Below are 19,151 nucleotides of genomic sequence, written 5' to 3'. Positions count from 1 at the left end.
TTGATGGCGCGCAACACGAGGCGAGAGGGGGAGCCCCATGCAATACGAGACGATCACCTACGAGGTCCGCGACGATGTCGCCGTGGTCACCATGAACCGCGCCGACGTGATGAACGCGCTCAACACCCAGATGCGGGCCGAGATCACCCACGCCATGAAGCAGGGCGGCGAAGAGGCCCGCTGCGTGGTGCTGACCGGCACCGGACGGGCCTTCTGCTCGGGCCAGGACCTGGGCGACCGGGGCACCGCGAACAACCTCGACCTGGAGCGCACGCTGCGCGACGAATACGTGCCGATGCTGCGCGCCGTGGTCGACTGCCCGGTGCCGACCATCGCCGCGGTCAACGGCGCCGCGGCCGGGGCAGGGGCCAACCTCGCGCTGGTCGCCGACGTGGTGATCGCCACCGAGAGCGCCTTCTTCAGCCAGGCCTTCACGCGCATCGGGCTTATCCCGGATGCCGGCGGCACCTGGGCGCTGCCGCGGCAGATGGGGCTGGCCAAGGCCATGGGCGCGGCGCTTTTCGCCGAGAAGATCACCGCGCGGCAGGCGGACGACTGGGGGATGATCTGGGAGGCCGTGGCCGACGAGAGCTTCGAGAGCCACTGGCAGTCCCGCGCCGCGCATCTGGCCAAGGGCCCGACGGCGGCCTTCCAGAAGGTGAAACAGGCGCTGCACGCGAGCTTTGCGAACGATCTCGAGGAGCAGCTGGCGCTCGAGGCCAAGCTGCAGGGCGAATGCGGCAAGACCCGGGACTTCAAGGAGGGCGTGGTGGCCTTCCTGGAGAAGCGGCCGCCGGCGTTTGAGGGGCGGTGAAGACCGCGTAGCAGCTAGCTAGCGATTTGGCTCCGATGATTTCTTCTGGCCCCGTCTGCTTCAAAGCTAAATAAGCGAGATCTAGTAAAACCGTCTGATGGTGATCTGATCACGCACAGTGGCTTTTGAGATTGAAGCACTTTGGGGGGCTTCTACCGCTCATTCGCAAGCTAGGTCATTTTGACGACTATGTTGTGAATGGGCGGATTAAGCAAAGGATTGCATTGAACCCACCGGTTGCATCCCATCTGCATTGCAGAAGGATGTAGCGGAAACGGGAAAGTGCCTTCTCCTCGGCGAGAAACCCGAGATGGGGAAACTTCTCCAGGTTAGCTTTGCTAAAGAACTCACCCTGATTTGCTCCAAACGTCGCTGACCCGTCCGAATACGCACAAGTCCAGTTTTTGGCGTCAAAAATCGTGCAGTCTTCGTATTCGTTTAGGAAATCCCCGGTTCGACTGACGACCTTGTCCTGTTGGACGCGATATTCTGTGACTGCACGGGGAAATAGCTTGGGTTGCCCTTGTTCCGGGTCAATGGCGTCAGAAGCCGTGTAAGCGACAAAAATTTCTCGATCAAAGTTGAGATCGAAAATCGCGAAGACGAACCACGAGACGATGAACAAGCTGGCAATGCCTCTCATCCTCAAGGTTTAGCACGGCGACATCGAAACACGATCCCCCCTTAGCCCACAAAAAAACCGCGGCACCCTCGGTGCCGCGGCTCAAATCTCTCGCGAAGAGCTCCCCGCCTCAGCGGGTCTCGATGTCCGAGTAGTCCCGCTCGGTGTTGCCCAGGTAGAGCTGCCGCGGGCGGCCGATCTTGTTCTGCGGATCGTTCAGCATCTCCTTCCACTGGCTCACCCAGCCGACCGTGCGCGAAAGCGCGAAGATCGGGGTGAACATCGAGGTCGGGAAGCCCATGGCCTCGAGGATGATGCCCGAGTAGAAATCCACGTTCGGGAAGAGCTTCTTCTCGGTGAAATAGGGGTCCGCGAGGGCCTGTTTCTCCAGCTCCTTGGCGGTCGCCAGCACCGGGTTGTTCTCGATCCCCATGAGGTCGAGCACCTCGTCGGCGGACTGTTTCATCACCTTCGCGCGCGGGTCGAAGTTCTTGTAGACCCGGTGGCCGAAGCCCATCAGGCGGAAGGGATCGTTCTTGTCCTTGGCGCGCGCGATGAACTCGGGGATGCGCTCGGGCGAGCCGATCTCCTTGAGCATCTCGAGGCAGGCCTGGTTGGCGCCGCCGTGTGCGGGGCCCCAGAGGCAGGCAATGCCGGCGGCGATGCAGGCGAAGGGGTTGGCGCCCGAGGAGGAGGCCAGCCGCACCGTCGAGGTCGAGGCGTTCTGCTCGTGGTCCGCGTGCAGCGTGAAGATCCGGTCCATGGCGCGCGCCAGGATCGGGTCGACGACATATTCCTCGGCCGGCACGGCAAAGCACATATGCAGGAAGTTCGCCGCGTAGGACAGGTCGTTGCGCGGATAGACGAAGGGCTGGCCCACCGAATACTTGTAGGCCCAGGCCGCGATCGTCGGCATCTTGGCGATCAGCCGGTGCGAGGCGATCTCGCGCTGGTGCGGGTCCGAGATGTCGGTGGAATCGTGGTAGAAGGCCGACATGGCGCCGACCACGCCCACCATGATCGCCATGGGATGCGCGTCGCGGCGGAACCCGCGGAAGAAGTTCACCATCTGCTCGTGCAGCATGGTGTGGCGGGTGATCGTGCCCTCGAAGGTCTCGAGCTGCTGCGCAGAGGGAAGCTCGCCGTAAAGCAGCAGGTAGCAGACCTCGAGGTAATGCGACTTCGACGCCAGCTGGTCGATCGGGTAGCCGCGGTGCAGCAGCTCGCCCTTGTCACCGTCGATGAAGGTGATGGTCGAGTCGCAGCTCGCCGTCGAGGTATAGCCCGGGTCATAGGTGAAGACCCCGGCCTGGGCGTAGAGCTTGCGGATGTCGATCACGTCCGGCCCGGCGGTCGGCGAGTAGATCGGCAGGTCCCAGGAGTTTCCGTCGATGGAAAGCGTGGCGTTCTTGGTGCTGTCAGGCATGCGTCGTCCCTTCGTACTTCCTGTTGCGCGCCGGAAGGGCCGGCGCGGGCATTATGTCTGCGGCCGGACCGGCGGCGCGCCCTTGGCGCTCAGCCCGGTTCGGCCGCCGCTTGATCGAGCCGGAGGAGGCTTTCCTCGCGTCCCAGAACCAGCATCATGTCGAAAACGCTCGGGGTGACGGAGCGCCCGGCCAGGGCCGCGCGCAGGGGCCCTGCGAGCTTGCCGAACTTGATCCCGTTTGTCTCCGCGGCAGCCGTCAGAACGGCCTCGAGTTGATCTCGCGACCAGCTAGCATTTTGCAACTGCGGCGTCAATTCTGCCAGTATACCACGGGATACATCGTCCAGCGCCTTGGCCGCCTTCTCATCCGGCTCGATCGGCGCGGACGTCAGGATAAAGTGTCCCTTTTCAAGGAGTTCCGGCAGGGTCTTCGCGCGGTCTTTCAGGCAATACATGGCCCGAGCCAGCCCGTCTTTCTGGGCCTCGGTCAGGGCCGGCTGGCCGGCTGCCGCGAGGTAACCCTCGAGTTCTTGCAGCAGCGCAGCATCCTCCATGACCGCGATGTGCTGGCCGCAGATGTTCTCGAGCTTCTTGAAGTCGAGCCGCGCGGCGGATTTGCCGATGCCCGAGACGTCGAACCACTCCAGCGCCTGGGCGTCGGTGAAGAACTCGTCGTCGCCATGGCTCCAGCCCAGCCGCGCCAGGTAGTTGCGCATCCCCGGCGCCGGGTAGCCCATGACCTGGTATTCCTCGAGCCCCACCGCGCCGTGGCGCTTCGAGAGCTTCTTGCCGTCCGGCCCGTGGATCAGCGGGATATGCGCGTAGACCGGCACCGGCCAGCCCATGGCGGTATAGATGCCCATCTGCCGCGCGGCGTTGTTGAGGTGGTCGTCGCCGCGGATCACATGGGTCACGCCCATGTCGTGGTCGTCGACCACCACCGCCAGCATGTAGACCGGCGTCCCGTCCGAGCGCAGCAGCACCATGTCGTCGAGCTGGTCGTTGCGGATCTTCACGTCGCCCTGGACCGCGTCGGCGATCACCGTCTCGCCTTCGAGCGGGGTTTTCAGGCGCACCACGAAAGCCGCATCCGCCGGGTGATCGGCGGGATCGGCCTCGCGCCAGGGCGAGACGAAGAGGGTCGAGCGGCCCTCGGATTTGGCGGCCTCGCGGAAGGCCTCGATCTCTTCCTGGGTCGAGAAGCACTTGTAGGCCATGCCGCGTTCCAGCAGCGCCTGGGCGACCTCGGCGTGGCGCTCGGCGCGGTCGGCCTGGCTGACCACCTCGCCGTCATGGTCGAGCCCCAGCCAGTCGAGCCCCTTGAGGATCGCCTCGGTCGCCTCGGGGGTCGAGCGCGCCTTGTCGGTGTCCTCGATCCGCAGGAGGAACTTGCCGCCCCGGCCGCGGGCGAAGAGCCAGTTGAACAGCGCCGTCCGCGCGCCGCCGATGTGCAGATATCCGGTGGGCGAGGGGGCGAAACGGGTGACAATCCTGTCCGACATGAGCGGCGATTAACCTTTCCATAAGAGAGGGGGCGCATCCTGGTTGCGCGAGCCTTAGCGGCGCGACGGACAGAGGACAAGCATGGGCCGCATCGGGGGCAGCGTGGCGGATTTCCTGGCGGATCTGCTGGCGCGGCAGGCCGGGGCCTTCTTCGCCTGGGGCGTGGCCGCGCTGGCCGCGGGCATCGGGCTCTATTTCGCCCTCCGGGTGGAGCCGCCGCTCTGGGCGCTGGCCGCGCTTTGGATGCTGGGGCTGGCGGGGCTTTGGGCCGCGCGGCGGGTGGCGCTGGTGCCCCGGGCGCTGATCTGCGCGCTGGTCTTGCCGGCCTTGGGGCTGGCGCTGGCGGGCAGCCGGGCGCATCTGGTCGCGGGCCCGGTGATCGAAGGGCGCTATTACGGCCCGATCGAAGGGCGCATCGTCCAGATCGACCGCTCCGCCTCGGACAAGCTGCGGCTGACGCTCGACGGGGTGGTGCTGCCCTGGCACGCGCCCGAGGCGCTGCCGCGCCGGGTGCGCGTCTCGCTGCATGGCGCGCAGGGCTGGTTCGACCCGCGCCCCGGGCAGCGGGTGATCCTGACCGGCCATCTTTCCGCGCCCGGCGGCCCGGTAGAGCCCGGCGGCTTCGACTTCCGGCGCCACGCCTGGTTCCAGGGCGTGGGCGGCGTCGGCTACACGCGCAGCCCGGTGCTGTTGCTGGCCCCGCCTGAACCCGGGGCCTCGGGTTTGGGTGCGCTGCGCCACCGCGTCTCGGCGCGCCTCCAGGCGGGGCTGCCGGGGCCCGCGGGCGCCGTCGCCGCGGCGATCCTGACCGGCGACCGCAGCGCCATCCCGCGCGCGGTGACCCGCGACCTGCGGCAGGCGAACCTCGCGCATCTCCTGGCGATTTCAGGTCTGCACATGGGGCTGCTGACGGGGCTCGTCTTCGCCGTGGTGCGGCTCGGGCTGGTGGCCCTGCCGGGGGTCGGGCAGACTTGGCCGGTGAAGAAGATCGCCGCCCTCGCGGGGCTGGGCGCCGGGGCCGGCTACCTCGCCCTTTCCGGCGCCAATGTCGCCACCGAGCGCGCCTTTGTCATGGTGGCGATCATGTTCCTCGCGGTGCTCTTCGACCGCCGCGCGCTGTCGCTGCGCTCGGTCGCGCTGGCGGCGCTGGTGATCCTCGTCACCCGGCCCGAGGCGCTCCTCTCGCCCGGCTTCCAGATGTCTTTCGCCGCCACCGGTGCGCTGGTCGCGGCCTTCGCGGCCTGGCGCGACAGCGGGGTGGAGCGGCGCCTGCCGCGGCTCGCCCGGGGCCCCGCCGCGCTGGTGCTGTCGTCGCTGGTCGCGGGCGGGGCGACGGCGCCGATCGCCATGGCGCATTTCAACATCCTCGCCCATTACGGGCTGCTGGCGAACCTCCTGGCGGTGCCGCTCATGGGGCTCTGGGTCATGCCGCTGGGCCTTCTGGCGCTGGGGATGATGCCCTTCGGCCTCGAGGCGCTGCCGCTCCGGGCCATGGGCTGGGGGCTCGACTGGATCCTCGGCGTCGCGGCGCGGGTGGCGGGCCTGCCCGGCGCCCTCGGCCAGATCCGCGCGCCGCCCGAGATGGTGCTGCCGCTGATCACCCTGGCCTTCCTGCTGGTGCTCCTGACGCTCGGCCGGCTGCGGCTCCTGGCGCTGGCGCCCGCGGCGCTGGCGGCGCTTCTCTGGTCCGGGGCTGAGCGGCCCTGGCTCCTGATCGACCGGCAGGGCGTGCTGGTGGGACAGATGACGCACAAGGGCAGGGCGCTCTCGCGCCCGGCGGGCGCGGGCTTCGCCGCGCGGCTCTGGCTCGAGAATGACGGCGATGCCGCCGATCAGCCACGCGCCGCGGCGCGCTGGCCCGCGGTCACGCGTGTCACGCATCTGGGCGACCGCCAGGCGCTGGCGGGGTTCACCGGATGCAAAAAGGGCGAGATCCTGGTCAGCCGCTATGCCCTGGAGGCTACCCCGGGCTGCCGCGCCTATACGCCCGAGAGCCTGGCCCTGACCGGGCCTGTCGCGCTTTACCGCGACAGTGCCGATGCCAAAGCGCCCCTGCGCGAGGTCACCGCCGCCGCCCGCTCGGGCCCGCGGCTCTGGGTGCAGGGCGCGCCCGCGCCCCGCGAAAGGCTCGCGGGGCTGGCGGCGCGCTCGCTCAATAGGTTCGGATCAGCCCGACCAACCGGCCCTGAACCTTGACCGAGCCGCGCGGCAGCACGCGGGGCTCGTATGCCGGGTTCGCCGCCTCCAGCACGATCATGTCGTCCTTGCGGCGGAAGCGTTTCAGCGTCGCCTCGTAGCCTTCGACCTGGGCCACGACGATGTCGCCGTTCTGCGCCTCGGTCGTCTCGCGGATCACCACGACGTCGCCGTCGTTGATCCCGGCTTCGATCATCGAGTCGCCGCGCACCTCGAGGGCGAAATGCCGCCCCGCGCCCGAGAGCATGCTGCCCGGCACCGCGATGCCCGGAGGCGCGTCGTTGATCGCCTCGATTGGCATGCCCGCGGCGATCCGGCCCAGAAGCGGCAGCTCGCTGGCATGCACCGGCTCCACCGGGTCGGAATTGGCCGGGCGCCCGTCGGGGCGGTCGCCCTCGATCACCCGGGGCTCGAAGCCATGCGTGGCGCTGCCGCCAAGGCTTTCGGGCAGTTTCACGATCTCGATCGCGCGGGCGCGATGGGCGAGACGGCGGATGAAGCCGCGTTCCTCGAGCGCGGTGATCAGCCGGTGAATGCCCGACTTCGACCGGAGGTCGAGCGCCTCCTTCATTTCGTCGAAACTGGGGGGAACCCCGTCGCGCAGCACGCGCCGGTTGATGAAGTCGAGGAGATCGAGTTGTTTCTTGGTCAGCATGACACAAATTCCTGCAGCCTGTCCGCTTTTGTTCTACGTGCGTTCGCGTTTTGTGTCAACACGGGCGCGAATCGACCAGATATTGTGCGGGGTGACGTGATGCGCGCGCTCTTGGCCGTGGATGGCGGCGGCACGCGCTGCCGGATGCTCTTCGCAGAAGGCGCGTCGCGCGCCGAGGTGACCCTGGGCGGCTGCAACCTCTCGAGCGATTTTGCCAGCGGAATCAATGTCCTGACCGAAGGACTGTCGGCGCTGGAGGCGCAGTTGGGCCGCCCGCTGGCGCAGGTGCCCGCCTATTGCGCCCTGGCCGGGGTCGTCGACGACAGCATCGCCCGCCGCGCCGAGGCGGCGCTGCCCCTGGCCCGCGTTCGGGTCGAGGAGGACCGCCGCGCCGCGCTTTGGGGCGCGCTTGGTCCCCGGGGTGACGGCATGATCCTGCACGCCGGCACCGGCTCCTTCGTGGGGCTTCGCCGCGAGGGTCAGGCGCGCTTCGCCGGCGGCTGGGGCGCAAGGCTCGGCGACGAGGGTTCGGGCTACGCGGTCGGCCGCGCCGCCCTCAGGACCGCGCTGGCGGTGGGCGAGGGCCGGGCGCCCGAAGGCCCGCTCAGCCGTCGCATCACGCGCGAGATCGGCCCGCCCGCCCAGGTCATCGCCTTCGCCCAGGCGCGGGCCCCGCATGAGATCGCGGCGCTGGCCGAATGGGTCACCGAGGCGCAGGAGAGCGACCCCGCCGCCCGCGCGATCCTGACCGAAGCCGCGGGCGCGCTGACCGGGACCGCCCGCGAGATCGGCGCCCGTCCGGGCATGGCGCTTTGCCTGACCGGCGGGCTCGGCCCCGCGCTCGGTGCCTTCCTGCCCGAGGCCTTCCGCCCGGGCCTCACCCCCGCCGCGGGCCGCCCGCTTGACGGCGCGCTGCGCCTCGCGGCGGATTTCGCGGAGAGCCTCGCATGACCCGGATCACCTATCTCAACGCCCGGCTCTTCGACGGCTGGGACCTGCACGAGCCGCAGCCCGTCAGCTTCGAAGGCGGGCGGCGGCTGCCCGAGGCCGACCCTGGCGGAGGCGCGACGGCGGACCTCGAAGGCGACATCCTGGCCCCGGGCTTCGTCGATCTGCAGGTGAACGGCGGCGGCGGGGTGCTTTTCAACCACGACCCGAGCGCCGCGACGCTCCAGACCATCGCCCGCGCGCACCGGCGGCTCGGCACCGCGCATCTTCTGCCGACGCTGATCACCGACACCCCCGAGGTCACCCGCGCCGCCATCGCGGCCGCGCGCGAGGCCTGCGCTGCACGGGTGCCGGGCATCGCGGGGTTGCACCTCGAGGGCCCGCATCTCTCGGTCGAAAAATGCGGCGCCCATGACCCCGCGCTGATCCGCCCGATGACCGAGGAAGACCTCGCGACGCTTCTCGCCGCCGCCCGCGATCTGCCCTGTCTGAAGGTCACGCTGGCGCCCGAGTCGGTCAGCGAGGCGCAGGTTGCAGCACTGGCCGAGGCCGGGGTCTACGTGGCGCTTGGCCATAGCGCCTGCGACGCCGAGACCGCGCGCGCCTATATCCGCGCCGGGGCGCGCGGCGTCACACATCTCTACAACGCCATGAGCCAGCTGAGCGCGCGCGCCCCGGGCCTGACCGGCGCGGCCCTGGCCGAGGGCGTCTGGGCCGGGCTCATCGCCGACGGGGTGCATGTGGCGCCCGAGGCCATGCGCGTGGCGCTCGCCGCCAACCCGCGGGTCTTCCTGGTCAGCGACGCCATGGCGGTGGCTGGCACCGAGGCCACGGAATTCACCCTGAACGGGAGGCGTATCCTGCGTGCGGGCGGAGAGCTGCGGCTCGAGGACGGGACGCTGGCGGGGGCGGATCTGGACCTCGCGCGGGCGGTCTCGGTGCTGATGCGCGCCTGCCACGCGCCGCTGCCCTGGGCCCTGGCGCGCGCCACCCGGCTGCCCGCCGAGGCGGCCGAGCTGCGCGGCGGGGCAGGGCGGCTGCGCCCCGGCGACGCGGGCCGTCCGATCCGGCTGCGGCAGGGGCCTGAGGGTCTGGCGCTGGTGCCGCTGCCGATGGGGTGACGCGGGGCGCGCGTGCTTTGGGGTATGATTTTGCGGCTGGGAGGGCCGATAGCGCGGCAAGGGGCCTGCAAAGGTCTCGCCGCCCTAAGCCCGACGGGCGGCGAGCCGGCCAGACGGTGCGCCGGGTCGGCAAAGTGCCGCCCCCCGCAACGACCTTCAGCGAGCGGTCAAAGCCGCACCGCGCCCGCCTTGGACCAAACCGACAGCCTGCCTCAGCCCAGCCCCCGCAAGAGCGCCTGCGACGGCTCGCCCGTCACCGCCAGCCCCTGCGCCGCCTGGTAGGCGCGGATCGCCTCGGTGGTCTTCGGCCCGATCACCCCGTCGGTGCCGCCGGTGTCGAAGCCCCGCGCGGTCAGCCGCTCCTGCAGGCGGCGGCGGTCCTCCACCGTCAGCCCGTATTCATCCGGCCCGAAACTCGCCGAGAGCGGCGGCGCGCCCGCGATCCGCGCGGCCAGGTAGCCCACCGCCAGTGCGTAGTTCTCGGAGTTGTTGTAGCGCAGGCCCACGTCGAAGTTGCGCGAGGCCAGGAAGGCCGGCCCGCCCGCGCCCGCAGGTGTAAAGAGCGCCGCCTCGCCGAGCTCCGGCAGGGGGCCGCCGCGCGCCGGCCGCACACCCGCCGCGGCCCAGGCCGAGGTCGCCCGCCGCGCCCCGCGCTCGGTCGGCAGACCCGCGGGCGCCGTCACCTCGACCAGCAAAGGCAGACCCCGCCGCCAGCCGCTGTCGGCCAGATAGGCCGCCGCCGAGGCCAAGGCGTCGGTCGGATCCTCCGCCCAGATGTCGCGCCGCCCGTCGCCGGTGAAATCCACCGCATGGGCCTGGAAGGTGGTCGGGATGAACTGCGTGTGCCCCATGGCCCCGGCCCAGGAGCCGGTCAGCCGCTCGGGCGTGGTGTCGCCGCGCGCCAGGATGCGCAGGGCGGCCAGGAGCTGGGCCTCGAAGAAGGCCCCGCGCCGCCCGTCGAAGGCCAGGGTCGAGGTGGCCGAGACCACCGGGATGTCCCCGCGCCGCGCGCCGAAGCGGCTCTCCACCCCCCAGATTGCCGTCACGACCGAGGCCGGCACGCCGTAGCGCGCCTCGATCCGGGCGAGGGTGTCCGAGAAGGCCGCGTATTTCTGCCGCCCGGTGGTGACCCGCGCCTCGCCCGCGACGATGTTGAGGTAGTCCTCGAAGCTGCGCTTGAACTCGGTCTGGTTGCGGTCACGCTCGACCACGCCGGGCAGGTAGCCCGCCCCCCGGAAGGCCCGCGCCAGCGTCGCCTCGGGGATCCCTTGCGCCGCCGCCCGGCCGCGGAAACTGGCGACCCAGGCGTCATAGGCGGCATTGGGCTGGGGCCTCAGCCCCGGGTCACCCACGGGCGCGGGGCTCGTCGCCACCGGCAAGCCGGCGCCACCGCCGCAAGCGGACAGAAGGCCCGCCGCGGCGAGCGAGGTGAAGGTTCTGCGGGTCAGGGTCATGGGGGTGCTCGGGAGTTGTGAAATTATCTGCCTCGCGCCCGAGTGTGGCGCGGCGCCGCCCGCCCGGCAAGAGACCGCCGGGGCACCGGCGGGCGGACGCCGAGGCCGCTCGGGCCTCGGGCGCGCCCGCCGAAACGCCCCCCGCTCAGAACCCCTGCGCCGCGGTCACCGCGCGGGTCCAGGCGGCGTATTTCGCCTCCCGGGTCTCGGCGTCCATGCCCGGTTCGAACTTGCGGTCCAGCGCCCACATCTCGGCAAAGCCCGCCTGGTCGGGGTAGATGCCGGCGCGCATGCCGGCGAGCCAGGCCGCGCCCATGGCCGTGGTCTCAAGGACCTCGGGCCGGTCCACATCGGCGCCGATGATGTCGGCCAGGAACTGCATCGCCCAGTCCGAGGCGCTCATCCCGCCGTCGACGCGCAGGGTGGCCGCGGCGCCTTCCCCGGCCCAGTCGGCGCGCATGGCGTCGAGCAGGTCGCGGGTCTGGTAGCCGACGCTTTCCAGCGCGGCGCGGGCGAACTCCTCGGGGCCGGAGTTGCGCGTCAGCCCGAAAATCGCGCCCCGGCATTCGGCGTTCCAGTAGGGCGCGCCGAGCCCGGTGAAGGCCGGCACCAGCACGACGTTCTGGCTTTCGTCGGCCTTCTCGGCCAGGGGCTGGGTCTCCTTGGCCTCGCGGATGATCTTCAGCCCGTCGCGCAGCCATTGCACCACGGCGCCGGCGATGAAGATCGAGCCCTCGAGCGCATAGGTCGGCTTGCCGTCGAGCTGGTAGGCGATGGTGGTCAGGAGCCGGTTCTCCGAGCGTACGGGCTCGGGCCCGGTGTTCAGCAGCGCGAAACAGCCGGTCCCATAGGTGGATTTCAGCATGCCCGGCTCGAAACAGGCCTGGCCGATGGTCGCCGCCTGCTGGTCGCCCGCCACGCCGAGGATCGGCAGCTCGCGGCCGAAAAGATCGGCGCGGGTGGTGCCGTAGTCCGCGGCGCTGTCGCGCACCTCGGGCAGCATCTCCATGGGGATGTCGAGGAGCTTGCAGATCGAGCTCGACCAGCGCCCCTTGCGGATGTCGTAGAGCATCGTGCGGCAGGCGTTGGTGGCATCGGTGGCATGGGTGCGCCCGCCCGTCAGCTTCCAGATCAGGTAGCTGTCGACGGTCCCGAACAGAAGCTTGCCGGATGTCGCGCGCGCCCGGTCGGGATCGACCTCGTCGAGGATCCACTTGAGCTTGGTCGCCGAGAAATAGGGGTCGAGCAGCAGCCCGGTGCGGTCGGTGACCATCTCCTCGTGGCCCGCGGCCTTCAGCTCCTGGCAGAGCGCTGAGGTCCGCCGATCCTGCCAGACGATGGCGCGATGCACCGCCTGGCCGGTCTCGGCGTCCCAGACCAGCGTGGTCTCGCGCTGGTTGGTGATGCCGATGCCGGCGATCTCCTCGGCGGGCAGCCCGGCCTTCTCGATCACCCCGCGGCAGGTCGCCGCCGTGGTGGTCCAGAGGTCCGAGGCCTCGTGTTCGACCCAGCCGCTGGCGGGGTAGTGCTGTTCGAACTCCTCCTGCGCGGTGGCGACGATGCGCAGCCGGTCGTCGAAGAGGATCGCCCGGCTCGAGGTGGTGCCCTGGTCGATGGCGAGGATATGGGTCATGCGGGGGGCCTCCGGTCTTCTCTCTCTCCCGTGTGCCCCAGAGAGAACCCGATGGAGCGCCGAGGTGCAATGCCCGCCGCCGCCTCCCGCGCCCCTGACCGCGCCGCCTGCCTCAAAAGCCCGCCGTCACCCGCTCAAACGCCCCATCGCAACGGGCTCCCCTCAGGCCCGGAGCGCCACACCGGCCACCCCGCACCCCCACCCCCAGGCTTGACCGGGCCCAAAATACTCCGGGGGCTCCGGGGGCAGAGCCCCCGACCACCCGCGCCACAAGCGCATCGCGCCCACCGGAGACCCCAAACCAGCAACTGGCGCCCCTCAGGCCCGGAGCGCCACATCAGCCACCTCGCTCCATCACCCCCAGGCCTGACCGGGCCCAAAATACTCCGGGGGCTCCGGGGGCAGAGCCCCCGACCACCCGCGCCACAAGCGCACCGCGCCCACCGGAGAACCAAACCCGCAACAAGGCCCGCTCAGACCCGGCGCGCCACACCAACCCAAGCCCCCCATGACTGGGCCAGATACACTCCGGGGGTCCGGGGGCAGCGCCCCCGGCCTTCCCCCTCGTCACGCGAAGCGGACGAATTTCTCGAAGGGCATCTCCCGCAGCCGCGTGCCGGTTGCCGCGAAGATCGCGCCGGCGAGGGCGGGTGCGGCGGGGGGCACCGGGGGTTCGCCGATGCCCAGCACCCGGTCGCCGTTCTCGAGCCCGCGCACCGCGATCTCGGGGGCCTGCCAGATGCGCATGCCGGAATGGGCGTAGTAGTTGTCCGGGCCCGCCACGCCCCCCGAGAAGGTCACCTCGCAGTTCATCGCGTGGCCGAGCGCCCAGATCATGCCGCCCTGGCAGAGGTTCCCGAAGTTCACCGGGTCGACCACGCGGCCGACCTCGGCGGCGATCCAGGCGCGGGTGAGGCGCAGCCCGTTCTCGCTGTCCTCGACCTCGATCACCTCGGCGGTGGGCACGCCGAAGCTTTTCACGAAGGCCACGCCGCGGCCGACGCCCGGCCGGGGCGCGGGGCCGGACCAGTCCGACATCTCGCCCACCGCCTCGAGCACCGCGCGGGCAAGCGGGTCCGAGGCCAGCCGCAGCCGTTCCTCGAGCGGATCGGCGCCCGCGGCGTGGATCAGCTCGTCGAGCGCGGCATTGTAGAAGAACCCGTTGGCCGAGGCCCCGACCGAGCGCCAGGAGGAGACCGGCGCCAGCCCCTCGGTCCGGTAGCCCGAGATCCGCTGGTGCGGCAGGGCGAAGGGCTGCTCGAAGGCGCCGGCGACGATCTGGCTGTCGGGACCTGGGGCCGAGAGCCCCTGGCGGCCCATCTGCGAGGCCATGACCGAGGGCTGGGCGATGCCAAGGTCCATGGCCTCGACCCGGCCGTCGCGCACGCTGCCTTTCAGCCGGGCCATGGCGATGGCGCGGGGGAAGTCGTGGATCATGTCCTCTTCGCGCGAATAGGTCAGCTTGACCGGCGTTCCGGGCATCTGCAGGGCGATCTCGGTGGCGTGTTTGACCACTTCGTCCTCGAGCCGGTGGCCGAAGGAGCCGCCCATCATGGCGACATGAAGCCGGACCTGGTCGGGGTCGATCCCGGCGAGCCGCGCGACGTTGTTCTGCACGAAGCGCGGGATCTGGGTGCCGGTCCAGACCTCGGCGCCCTGGGCGTCGATCTTGACCACCGCCGAGATCGGCTCGAGCGGGGCATGGGCGAGATAGGGCGCCCGGTATTCGGCCTCGACGGGGGTGGCCTCGGCCAGCGCCGCGGTCACATCGCCGTCGTCGCGCTTGCGGCTGTCGAGCGCCTCTTCGGTGAAGGAGGCCGAGAGCGCCGCCCAGTGGTCCTCCTGGTCGAGCGGATAGGCGGGCGGGCCCCAGTCGGCGCGGATCGCCCGGGCGGCCTGGAAGGCGCGCCAGGTGTTGTCGGCGACGATGCCGAGCCCGCCGGTGATCGGCACGATGTCGGTCACGCCGCGCATCTTCAGAGCCTCGGCGGCGTCGAAATCCTCGCGCGCGCCGCCCTGGGCGGGGTTCAAGAGCACCGTGGCATGGACCATGCCGGGGATCTCGGCGTCGATGCCGTAGCGCTGGGTGCCGGTGCTTTTCGCGACGATGTCGAGCCGCTGCATCTCGCGGCCGATGTAGCGCCAGTCCTCGGGGGCGCGGAGCGGCACGTCCTGCACCACCTCGATGTCCTGCAGGTCGGCCGCGAGGTCGGTGTAGGGCAGGCGGCTGCCGTCGGGCAAAAGGACCGCGCCGTCTTCGGTCCTGAGGCTGGTCACATCCGCGCCGCTGCGGCGCGCGGCGGCGAGCTTCAGCGTCTCGCGGGCCGAGGCGCCCGCGGCGCGCAGCTTGTCGAACCCGTCGGCCACGGTGGTCGAGCCGCCGGTGATCTGCATGCCCATGACCTTCATCACGCCGTTGACCGCGCCTTCGGTCATGCTGCGCATGGCGCCCTGGGCGGGCACAAGGAATTCCGAGGCTTCGGCGGCGAGCGCGGTGTTCCAATAGGCGGGCGCGGGCGGGCCCGGGTCGATCCGCACATCCTCGAGCGCCACGTCGAGCTCCTCGGCGATGAGCGCGGCCTGGACGTGGTAGACGCCCTGGCCCTTGTCTGCGCGGGGCGTGATGAGCGTCACGCCCTCGGCGTCGATGCGCACGTAGGGCGTGAGCGCGGCGCTGCCCTCGGGGGCGGGCTTTAGCGGGTTCGCATGGGGCTTGCGGACGGTATAGGCGCCGAAGGCAACGCCGCCTGCGACCACCAGGCCGCCGACCAGGAAGCTGCGCCGCGCGATGGTTCCGATGCGGCTCATCTCAGGCCTCCTTCATCTTGAGGGCGGCGCTATGGATCGCGGCGCGGATGCGGACATAGGTGCCGCAGCGGCAGAGGTTGCCGCCCATGAAATCGTCGATGTCTTCGTCGGTCGGCTCGGGCACCTGCGAGAGCAGATCGGCGGCCTGCATGATCTGGCCCGACTGGCAGTAGCCGCATTGCGCGACCTGGTGATCGATCCAGGCGGCCTGCAGCGCATGCAGCGCCTCGGGCGTGCCGAGGCCCTCGATGGTGGTCACCTGCGAGCCCGCGAGGCTGCCCGCGGGGATCTGGCAGCTGCGCACGGCCACCCCGTCGAGATGCACCGTGCAGGCGCCGCATTGGGCGATGCCGCAGCCGTATTTCACGCCCTTGATGTCGAGTTCGTCGCGCAGCACCCAGAGCAGGGGCATGTCGTCCTCGACGTCGACCTCGTGCTCGGTGCCGTTCACCGTGAGTTTCATCCGTGATCCCTCCGTGGGTTTGGCAAAAGCCTAGCACCTTGGGGCGGGCGCGCCTATCGGGGCGCGATCACTTCTGGGCTGACGTGGGGGCCGGTTTCGGGGGCAGTTGCGGGGCTGTCGCGAGGGCAGGCAGCGGGGCTGCGCGCGGCTCTGTGATCGCCCCCGCGGGCGATTGCGGGGAACCCGGGGCCCGCGCTTTGCGCTCGGTCTGAAAGCCCCCCTTGCGCCGGAGCCGCTCCGGCCTCCAGCCAATCAAAGGACACTCTATGAGCGAGACGCAGCGCGACCCCGTGATCGACACTGACAAACCCGTGCTGGTGACCGGCGCCACCGGCTATGTGGCCGGCTGGATCGTCCAGCGCCTCCTGCAGGCCGGCGCCACCGTGCATGCCCCGATCCGCGACCCCGAGCGGGCCGAGAAGACCCGCCACCTCGACGCCCTGGCCGAGGATGCGCCGGGCACGATCCGCTATTTCAAGGCCGATCTCCTCGAGGACGGCTCTTATGCCGAGGCCATGGCGGGCTGCGGCGTGGTCTTTCACACCGCTTCGCCTTTCACCTCGGATTTCGAGGACCCCCAGCGCGACCTCGTCGACCCCGCGCTCGAGGGCACCCGCAACGTGCTGACCGAGGCCGCCAAGACCGAGAGCGTGACCCGCGTGGTGGTGACCTCCTCCTGCGCGGCGATCTACACCGACAACAGCGAATGCGCCGCCGCCCCGGGCGGGGTGCTGACCGAGGATGTCTGGAACACCAGCGCCTCGCTCGAGTACCAGCCCTACAATTACTCCAAGACCGTGGCCGAGCGCGAGGCCTGGGCCATCGCCGAAAGCCAGGATCGCTGGCGGCTGGTCACGGTGAACCCCAGCCTGGTGATCGGCCCCGCGATCGGCGGCAAGCCGACCTCGGAGAGCTTCACCATCATGGAGCGCCTCGGCACCGGCGAGTTCAAACAGGGCGCGCCGCGGCTCGGGATCGGCATGGTCGACGTGCGCGACGTGGCCGACGCCCATATCGCTGCCGGCTTCCTGCCCGAGGCCCAGGGGCGCCACATCACCTCGGGTCATGACACCGATCTTTACGCCGCCTCGCAGGAGCTGGTCGGGGAGTTCGGCGACCGCTTCCCGCTGCCCGGCCGCGCCGCGCCGAAATGGTTGGTCTGGCTGATCGCGCCGAAAGCGGGCCTCGAGCGCGGCTATGTCGCGCGCAACGTCGGCGTGCCCTTCCGGGCGGACAACTCCAAGAGCCGCCAGGCGCTCGGCGTGAGCTACCGCCCGCTCGGCCAGTCGATGCGGGAGATGTTCGATTACATGATCGAGGCGGGGTATTTCACGCGGGTTTGAGAGTTGGGGGCTGGCTGCGGTTGGGGGGATTTTTCTCCGTCTTTGGCGTCGGCGTCGGCGTTGGCCTCGGCCCTGGCTTCGGGCTGCGGGCTCCGGGCTCCGGGCTGCGGGCTGAGGCCTCGCCTGCCGAGGACGTCACGGACAGGCCCCGCTGCCCCTGTTCCTCGGTTGAGAGCGGCTGCCCCCGCCACCCACCGCCTCAGCTCGCCCACACCAGTCCGCCCTCGACACCAACCCACCCAGACAGTCCAAAACACCAACCCCATCACCCCTCACACCTCCTTGCGCCCGAACAGCATCGAAGATGCCGGGCGCGCGCCGGACCGGCCCGATGGGCCGGCGCTCCTTGGGGTGGTGCGTTCAGATCGCCTCTAGCCCTGACCTTGCCGGGATAAAGCGCCTCGCTCGGAGGGAAGCTGCGCCGACCCCCGGTCCGGCGCGCGCCCTCTGGTGTGCAAAATGGCGGCCGTCGAAGGATGCGGGCTGGAACGCATGTTCGCCGCACGGCAGGCACGCCCCCCCTCCAGCTGTCGCGTCGCGCGGAGGCTTTTCCCTACATCCCCCTGCAGCCGTCGCGCCACGCGGAAGCATTTCCCTACTTCCCCCTCCAGCCGTCGCGCCACGCGGAGGCCTTTCCCTATTTCCCGTCCAGACGTCGCGCCGCACAAAGACTTTTCCCAACCTCCATCACATCTCACGCCGATCTTGCACCAACCACGCGCCCCCTTGCGCCCGAACAGCACCGAAGGTGCTGGGCGCGCGCCGGACCGGCCCCTTGGGCCGGCGCTCCTTGGGGTGGTGCGCTTAACTCTCCTCAAGCCCTGACCTTGCGTGGATAAAGCGCCCCGCTCCGAGGTCGGCAGCGCCGGCCCCCGGTCCGGTGCGCGCCCTCTGGTGCGAAAGCTTTGAGCGGGGAGGGGGCGGTTTGGGAGGTGAGGACTAGGAGTGGAGGCGGTGACGCTTTCCGCGCTGTCGCGCCGCGCAGGCCCCACGCGGCACCCATATACGCCCCCAAACGAACAAGGCCGCCGCACCCCAGCGCGACGGCCCCCTCACTCTCCACCGGGCAGGCCAAAACCCACCCAGCCTCAGCCCCGATCACGACGCCTTCCGGATACCCCCATCGTCGGAGGCTTCCGTCGGCACCAGCGCGGTGACCACGTCGCGCATCGGCAGGACGCCGGTCTGCCGGCCCTCGCGGGTCACGCGGTAGGTCAGGTCGGCATTGCCCTCGGCCTTGGCGATCACGCTTTCCAGCGTGTCGTTCTCGTCGACCTCGCCGTCGGCATTGCCGGGGTCGGCCTCGGTCTCCTGCATCACCGTGCGGGCGCGCAGCACCCGGGCGCGATTGATGTCCGAGATGAAGTCCACGATGTAGGGATCGTTGGGATGCATCAGGATGTGCTGCGGCTCGCCCTGCTGCACCACCTCGCCGTCCTTCAGGATCACCAGGTGATCGGCCAGCTTCAGCGCCTCGTCGAGGTCGTGGGTGATGAAGACCACGGTCTTCTGCAGCTCGCGCTGCAGCTCGATCAGCAGGTCCTGCATGTCCGTGCGGATCAGCGGGTCCAGCGCCGAGAAGGCCTCGTCCATCAGCATGATGTCGGAGTTCGAGGTCAGCGCCCGGGCGATGCCCACGCGCTGCTGCATGCCGCCCGAAAGCTGGTGGGGGAACTGCGGCCCCTGGCCCTCGAGCCCGACGCGGTCGAGCCACTTTGTGGCCTCGGCCTCCCAGTCGGCGCGCGGCGCCCCGTCGACGATCATCGGCGTCGCGGCGTTTTCCAGCACCGTGCGGTGCGGCAGAAGCGCGAACTTCTGGAACACCATCGACATCTTCTTGCGGCGCATCTCGCGCAACTTGGCCTCGGAGTAGGTCATGATGTCGGAACCATCGACCCAGACCTCGCCGTCGGTGGGCTCGATCAGCCGGTTCAGGTGCCGGATCAGGGTCGACTTGCCCGAGCCCGAGAGGCCCATGATGACGGTGATCTCGCCGGCCTGCATGTCGACGTTGATGTCGCGCAGGCCCAACACGTGGCGGTGCTGGTCGAGCAGCTCGGCCTTGTGCATCCCGTCCTTGGCGTGGCGCAGGGCCTCCTGCGGGTCGGTGCCGAAGATCTTGTAGAGCTTGCGGATCGAAATCTTGGGATCAGCCATGTCCGGTC

Annotated in this window: 14 protein-coding genes; 5 read left to right on the top strand and 9 right to left on the bottom strand. The window is 70.2% G+C overall.

All coding sequences use genetic code 11. The features are described from left to right. Positions 1 to 37: 37 nt before the first annotated feature. Positions 38 to 814: an enoyl-CoA hydratase-related protein gene (locus tag ACX938_RS14395; RefSeq protein WP_232754701.1), complete on the top strand. Its 777-nt coding sequence runs from the start codon at positions 38 to 40 to the stop codon at positions 812 to 814. 187 nt (positions 815 to 1,001) lie between these two features. Here the strand turns inward: ACX938_RS14395 and ACX938_RS14390 are convergent, their stop codons facing one another. The 3 genes from ACX938_RS14390 to gltX all read right to left on the bottom strand — a co-directional run bounded on the left by ACX938_RS14390 (position 1,002) and on the right by gltX (position 4,364). Then, positions 1,002 to 1,439 carry a hypothetical protein gene (locus ACX938_RS14390; protein ID WP_459431574.1) on the bottom strand — a complete coding sequence of 146 codons (438 nt, stop codon included), beginning with the start codon at positions 1,437 to 1,439 and terminating at the stop codon, positions 1,002 to 1,004. 127 nt (positions 1,440 to 1,566) lie between these two features. Next, positions 1,567 to 2,862 (bottom strand): citrate synthase, encoded by a 1,296-nt coding sequence (gene gltA, locus ACX938_RS14385; protein ID WP_459431573.1) that lies wholly within the window; start codon positions 2,860 to 2,862, stop codon positions 1,567 to 1,569. 89 nt (positions 2,863 to 2,951) lie between these two features. After that, a complete protein-coding gene (gene gltX, locus ACX938_RS14380) occupies positions 2,952 to 4,364 on the bottom strand; it encodes a glutamate--tRNA ligase (RefSeq protein WP_459431572.1) in 1,413 nt (470 codons plus the stop codon). An 82-nt stretch (positions 4,365 to 4,446) separates the two neighbouring features. Between gltX and ACX938_RS14375 the strand changes: the two genes are divergently transcribed. Then, positions 4,447 to 6,561: a ComEC/Rec2 family competence protein gene (locus tag ACX938_RS14375; protein WP_459431571.1), complete on the top strand. Its 2,115-nt coding sequence runs from the start codon at positions 4,447 to 4,449 to the stop codon at positions 6,559 to 6,561. Here ACX938_RS14375 and lexA read toward each other — a convergent pair. Next, positions 6,518 to 7,216, bottom strand: a complete 699-nt coding sequence (lexA, locus tag ACX938_RS14370) for a transcriptional repressor LexA (protein ID WP_232754695.1) — start codon at positions 7,214 to 7,216, stop codon at positions 6,518 to 6,520. The two genes, ACX938_RS14375 and lexA, sit on opposite strands and share 44 nt — an antisense overlap. Positions 7,217 to 7,315: 99 nt before the next feature. Between lexA and ACX938_RS14365 the strand changes: the two genes are divergently transcribed. Together ACX938_RS14365 and ACX938_RS14360 are read left to right on the top strand one after the other, a co-directional pair. Further along, complete coding sequence (locus ACX938_RS14365) at positions 7,316 to 8,167, top strand: glucosamine kinase nucleotide-binding domain-containing protein (RefSeq protein WP_459431570.1); 852 nt, start codon at positions 7,316 to 7,318, stop codon at positions 8,165 to 8,167. Then, positions 8,164 to 9,285, top strand: a complete 1,122-nt coding sequence (locus tag ACX938_RS14360) for an N-acetylglucosamine-6-phosphate deacetylase (protein WP_459431569.1) — start codon at positions 8,164 to 8,166, stop codon at positions 9,283 to 9,285. The genes ACX938_RS14365 and ACX938_RS14360 overlap by 4 nt, the downstream gene beginning before the upstream one ends. Positions 9,286 to 9,497: 212 nt before the next feature. On the opposite strand, the gene ACX938_RS14355 is transcribed toward ACX938_RS14360, so the two are convergent. The 4 genes from ACX938_RS14355 to ACX938_RS14340 form a co-directional block, all read right to left on the bottom strand. Next, a complete protein-coding gene (locus tag ACX938_RS14355) occupies positions 9,498 to 10,739 on the bottom strand; it encodes a lytic murein transglycosylase (protein ID WP_459431568.1) in 1,242 nt (413 codons plus the stop codon). Positions 10,740 to 10,884: 145 nt separating this feature from the next. Beyond that, the gene (gene glpK, locus ACX938_RS14350; RefSeq protein ID WP_459431567.1) at positions 10,885 to 12,372 is read right to left on the bottom strand and encodes a glycerol kinase GlpK; all 1,488 of its coding nucleotides are present in this window, start codon (positions 12,370 to 12,372) and stop codon (positions 10,885 to 10,887) included. Between the two features lie 567 nt (positions 12,373 to 12,939). After that, positions 12,940 to 15,180 carry a xanthine dehydrogenase family protein molybdopterin-binding subunit gene (locus tag ACX938_RS14345; protein ID WP_459431566.1) on the bottom strand — a complete coding sequence of 747 codons (2,241 nt, stop codon included), beginning with the start codon at positions 15,178 to 15,180 and terminating at the stop codon, positions 12,940 to 12,942. A 1-nt stretch (position 15,181) separates the two neighbouring features. Further along, the gene (locus ACX938_RS14340) at positions 15,182 to 15,643 is read right to left on the bottom strand and encodes a (2Fe-2S)-binding protein (protein ID WP_459431565.1); all 462 of its coding nucleotides are present in this window, start codon (positions 15,641 to 15,643) and stop codon (positions 15,182 to 15,184) included. 266 nt (positions 15,644 to 15,909) lie between these two features. On the opposite strand from ACX938_RS14340, the gene ACX938_RS14335 reads away from it, so the two are divergent. After that, positions 15,910 to 16,986 (top strand): NAD-dependent epimerase/dehydratase family protein, encoded by a 1,077-nt coding sequence (locus ACX938_RS14335; protein WP_459431564.1) that lies wholly within the window; start codon positions 15,910 to 15,912, stop codon positions 16,984 to 16,986. A 1,098-nt stretch (positions 16,987 to 18,084) separates the two neighbouring features. Here ACX938_RS14335 and ACX938_RS14330 read toward each other — a convergent pair. Beyond that, positions 18,085 to 19,143 (bottom strand): quaternary amine ABC transporter ATP-binding protein, encoded by a 1,059-nt coding sequence (locus tag ACX938_RS14330; RefSeq protein WP_232754687.1) that lies wholly within the window; start codon positions 19,141 to 19,143, stop codon positions 18,085 to 18,087. Positions 19,144 to 19,151 lie beyond the last annotated feature (8 nt).

Source organism: Roseivivax sp. (genome assembly GCF_054552075.1).
This window is presented reverse-complemented; position numbering and strand designations above follow the sequence as displayed.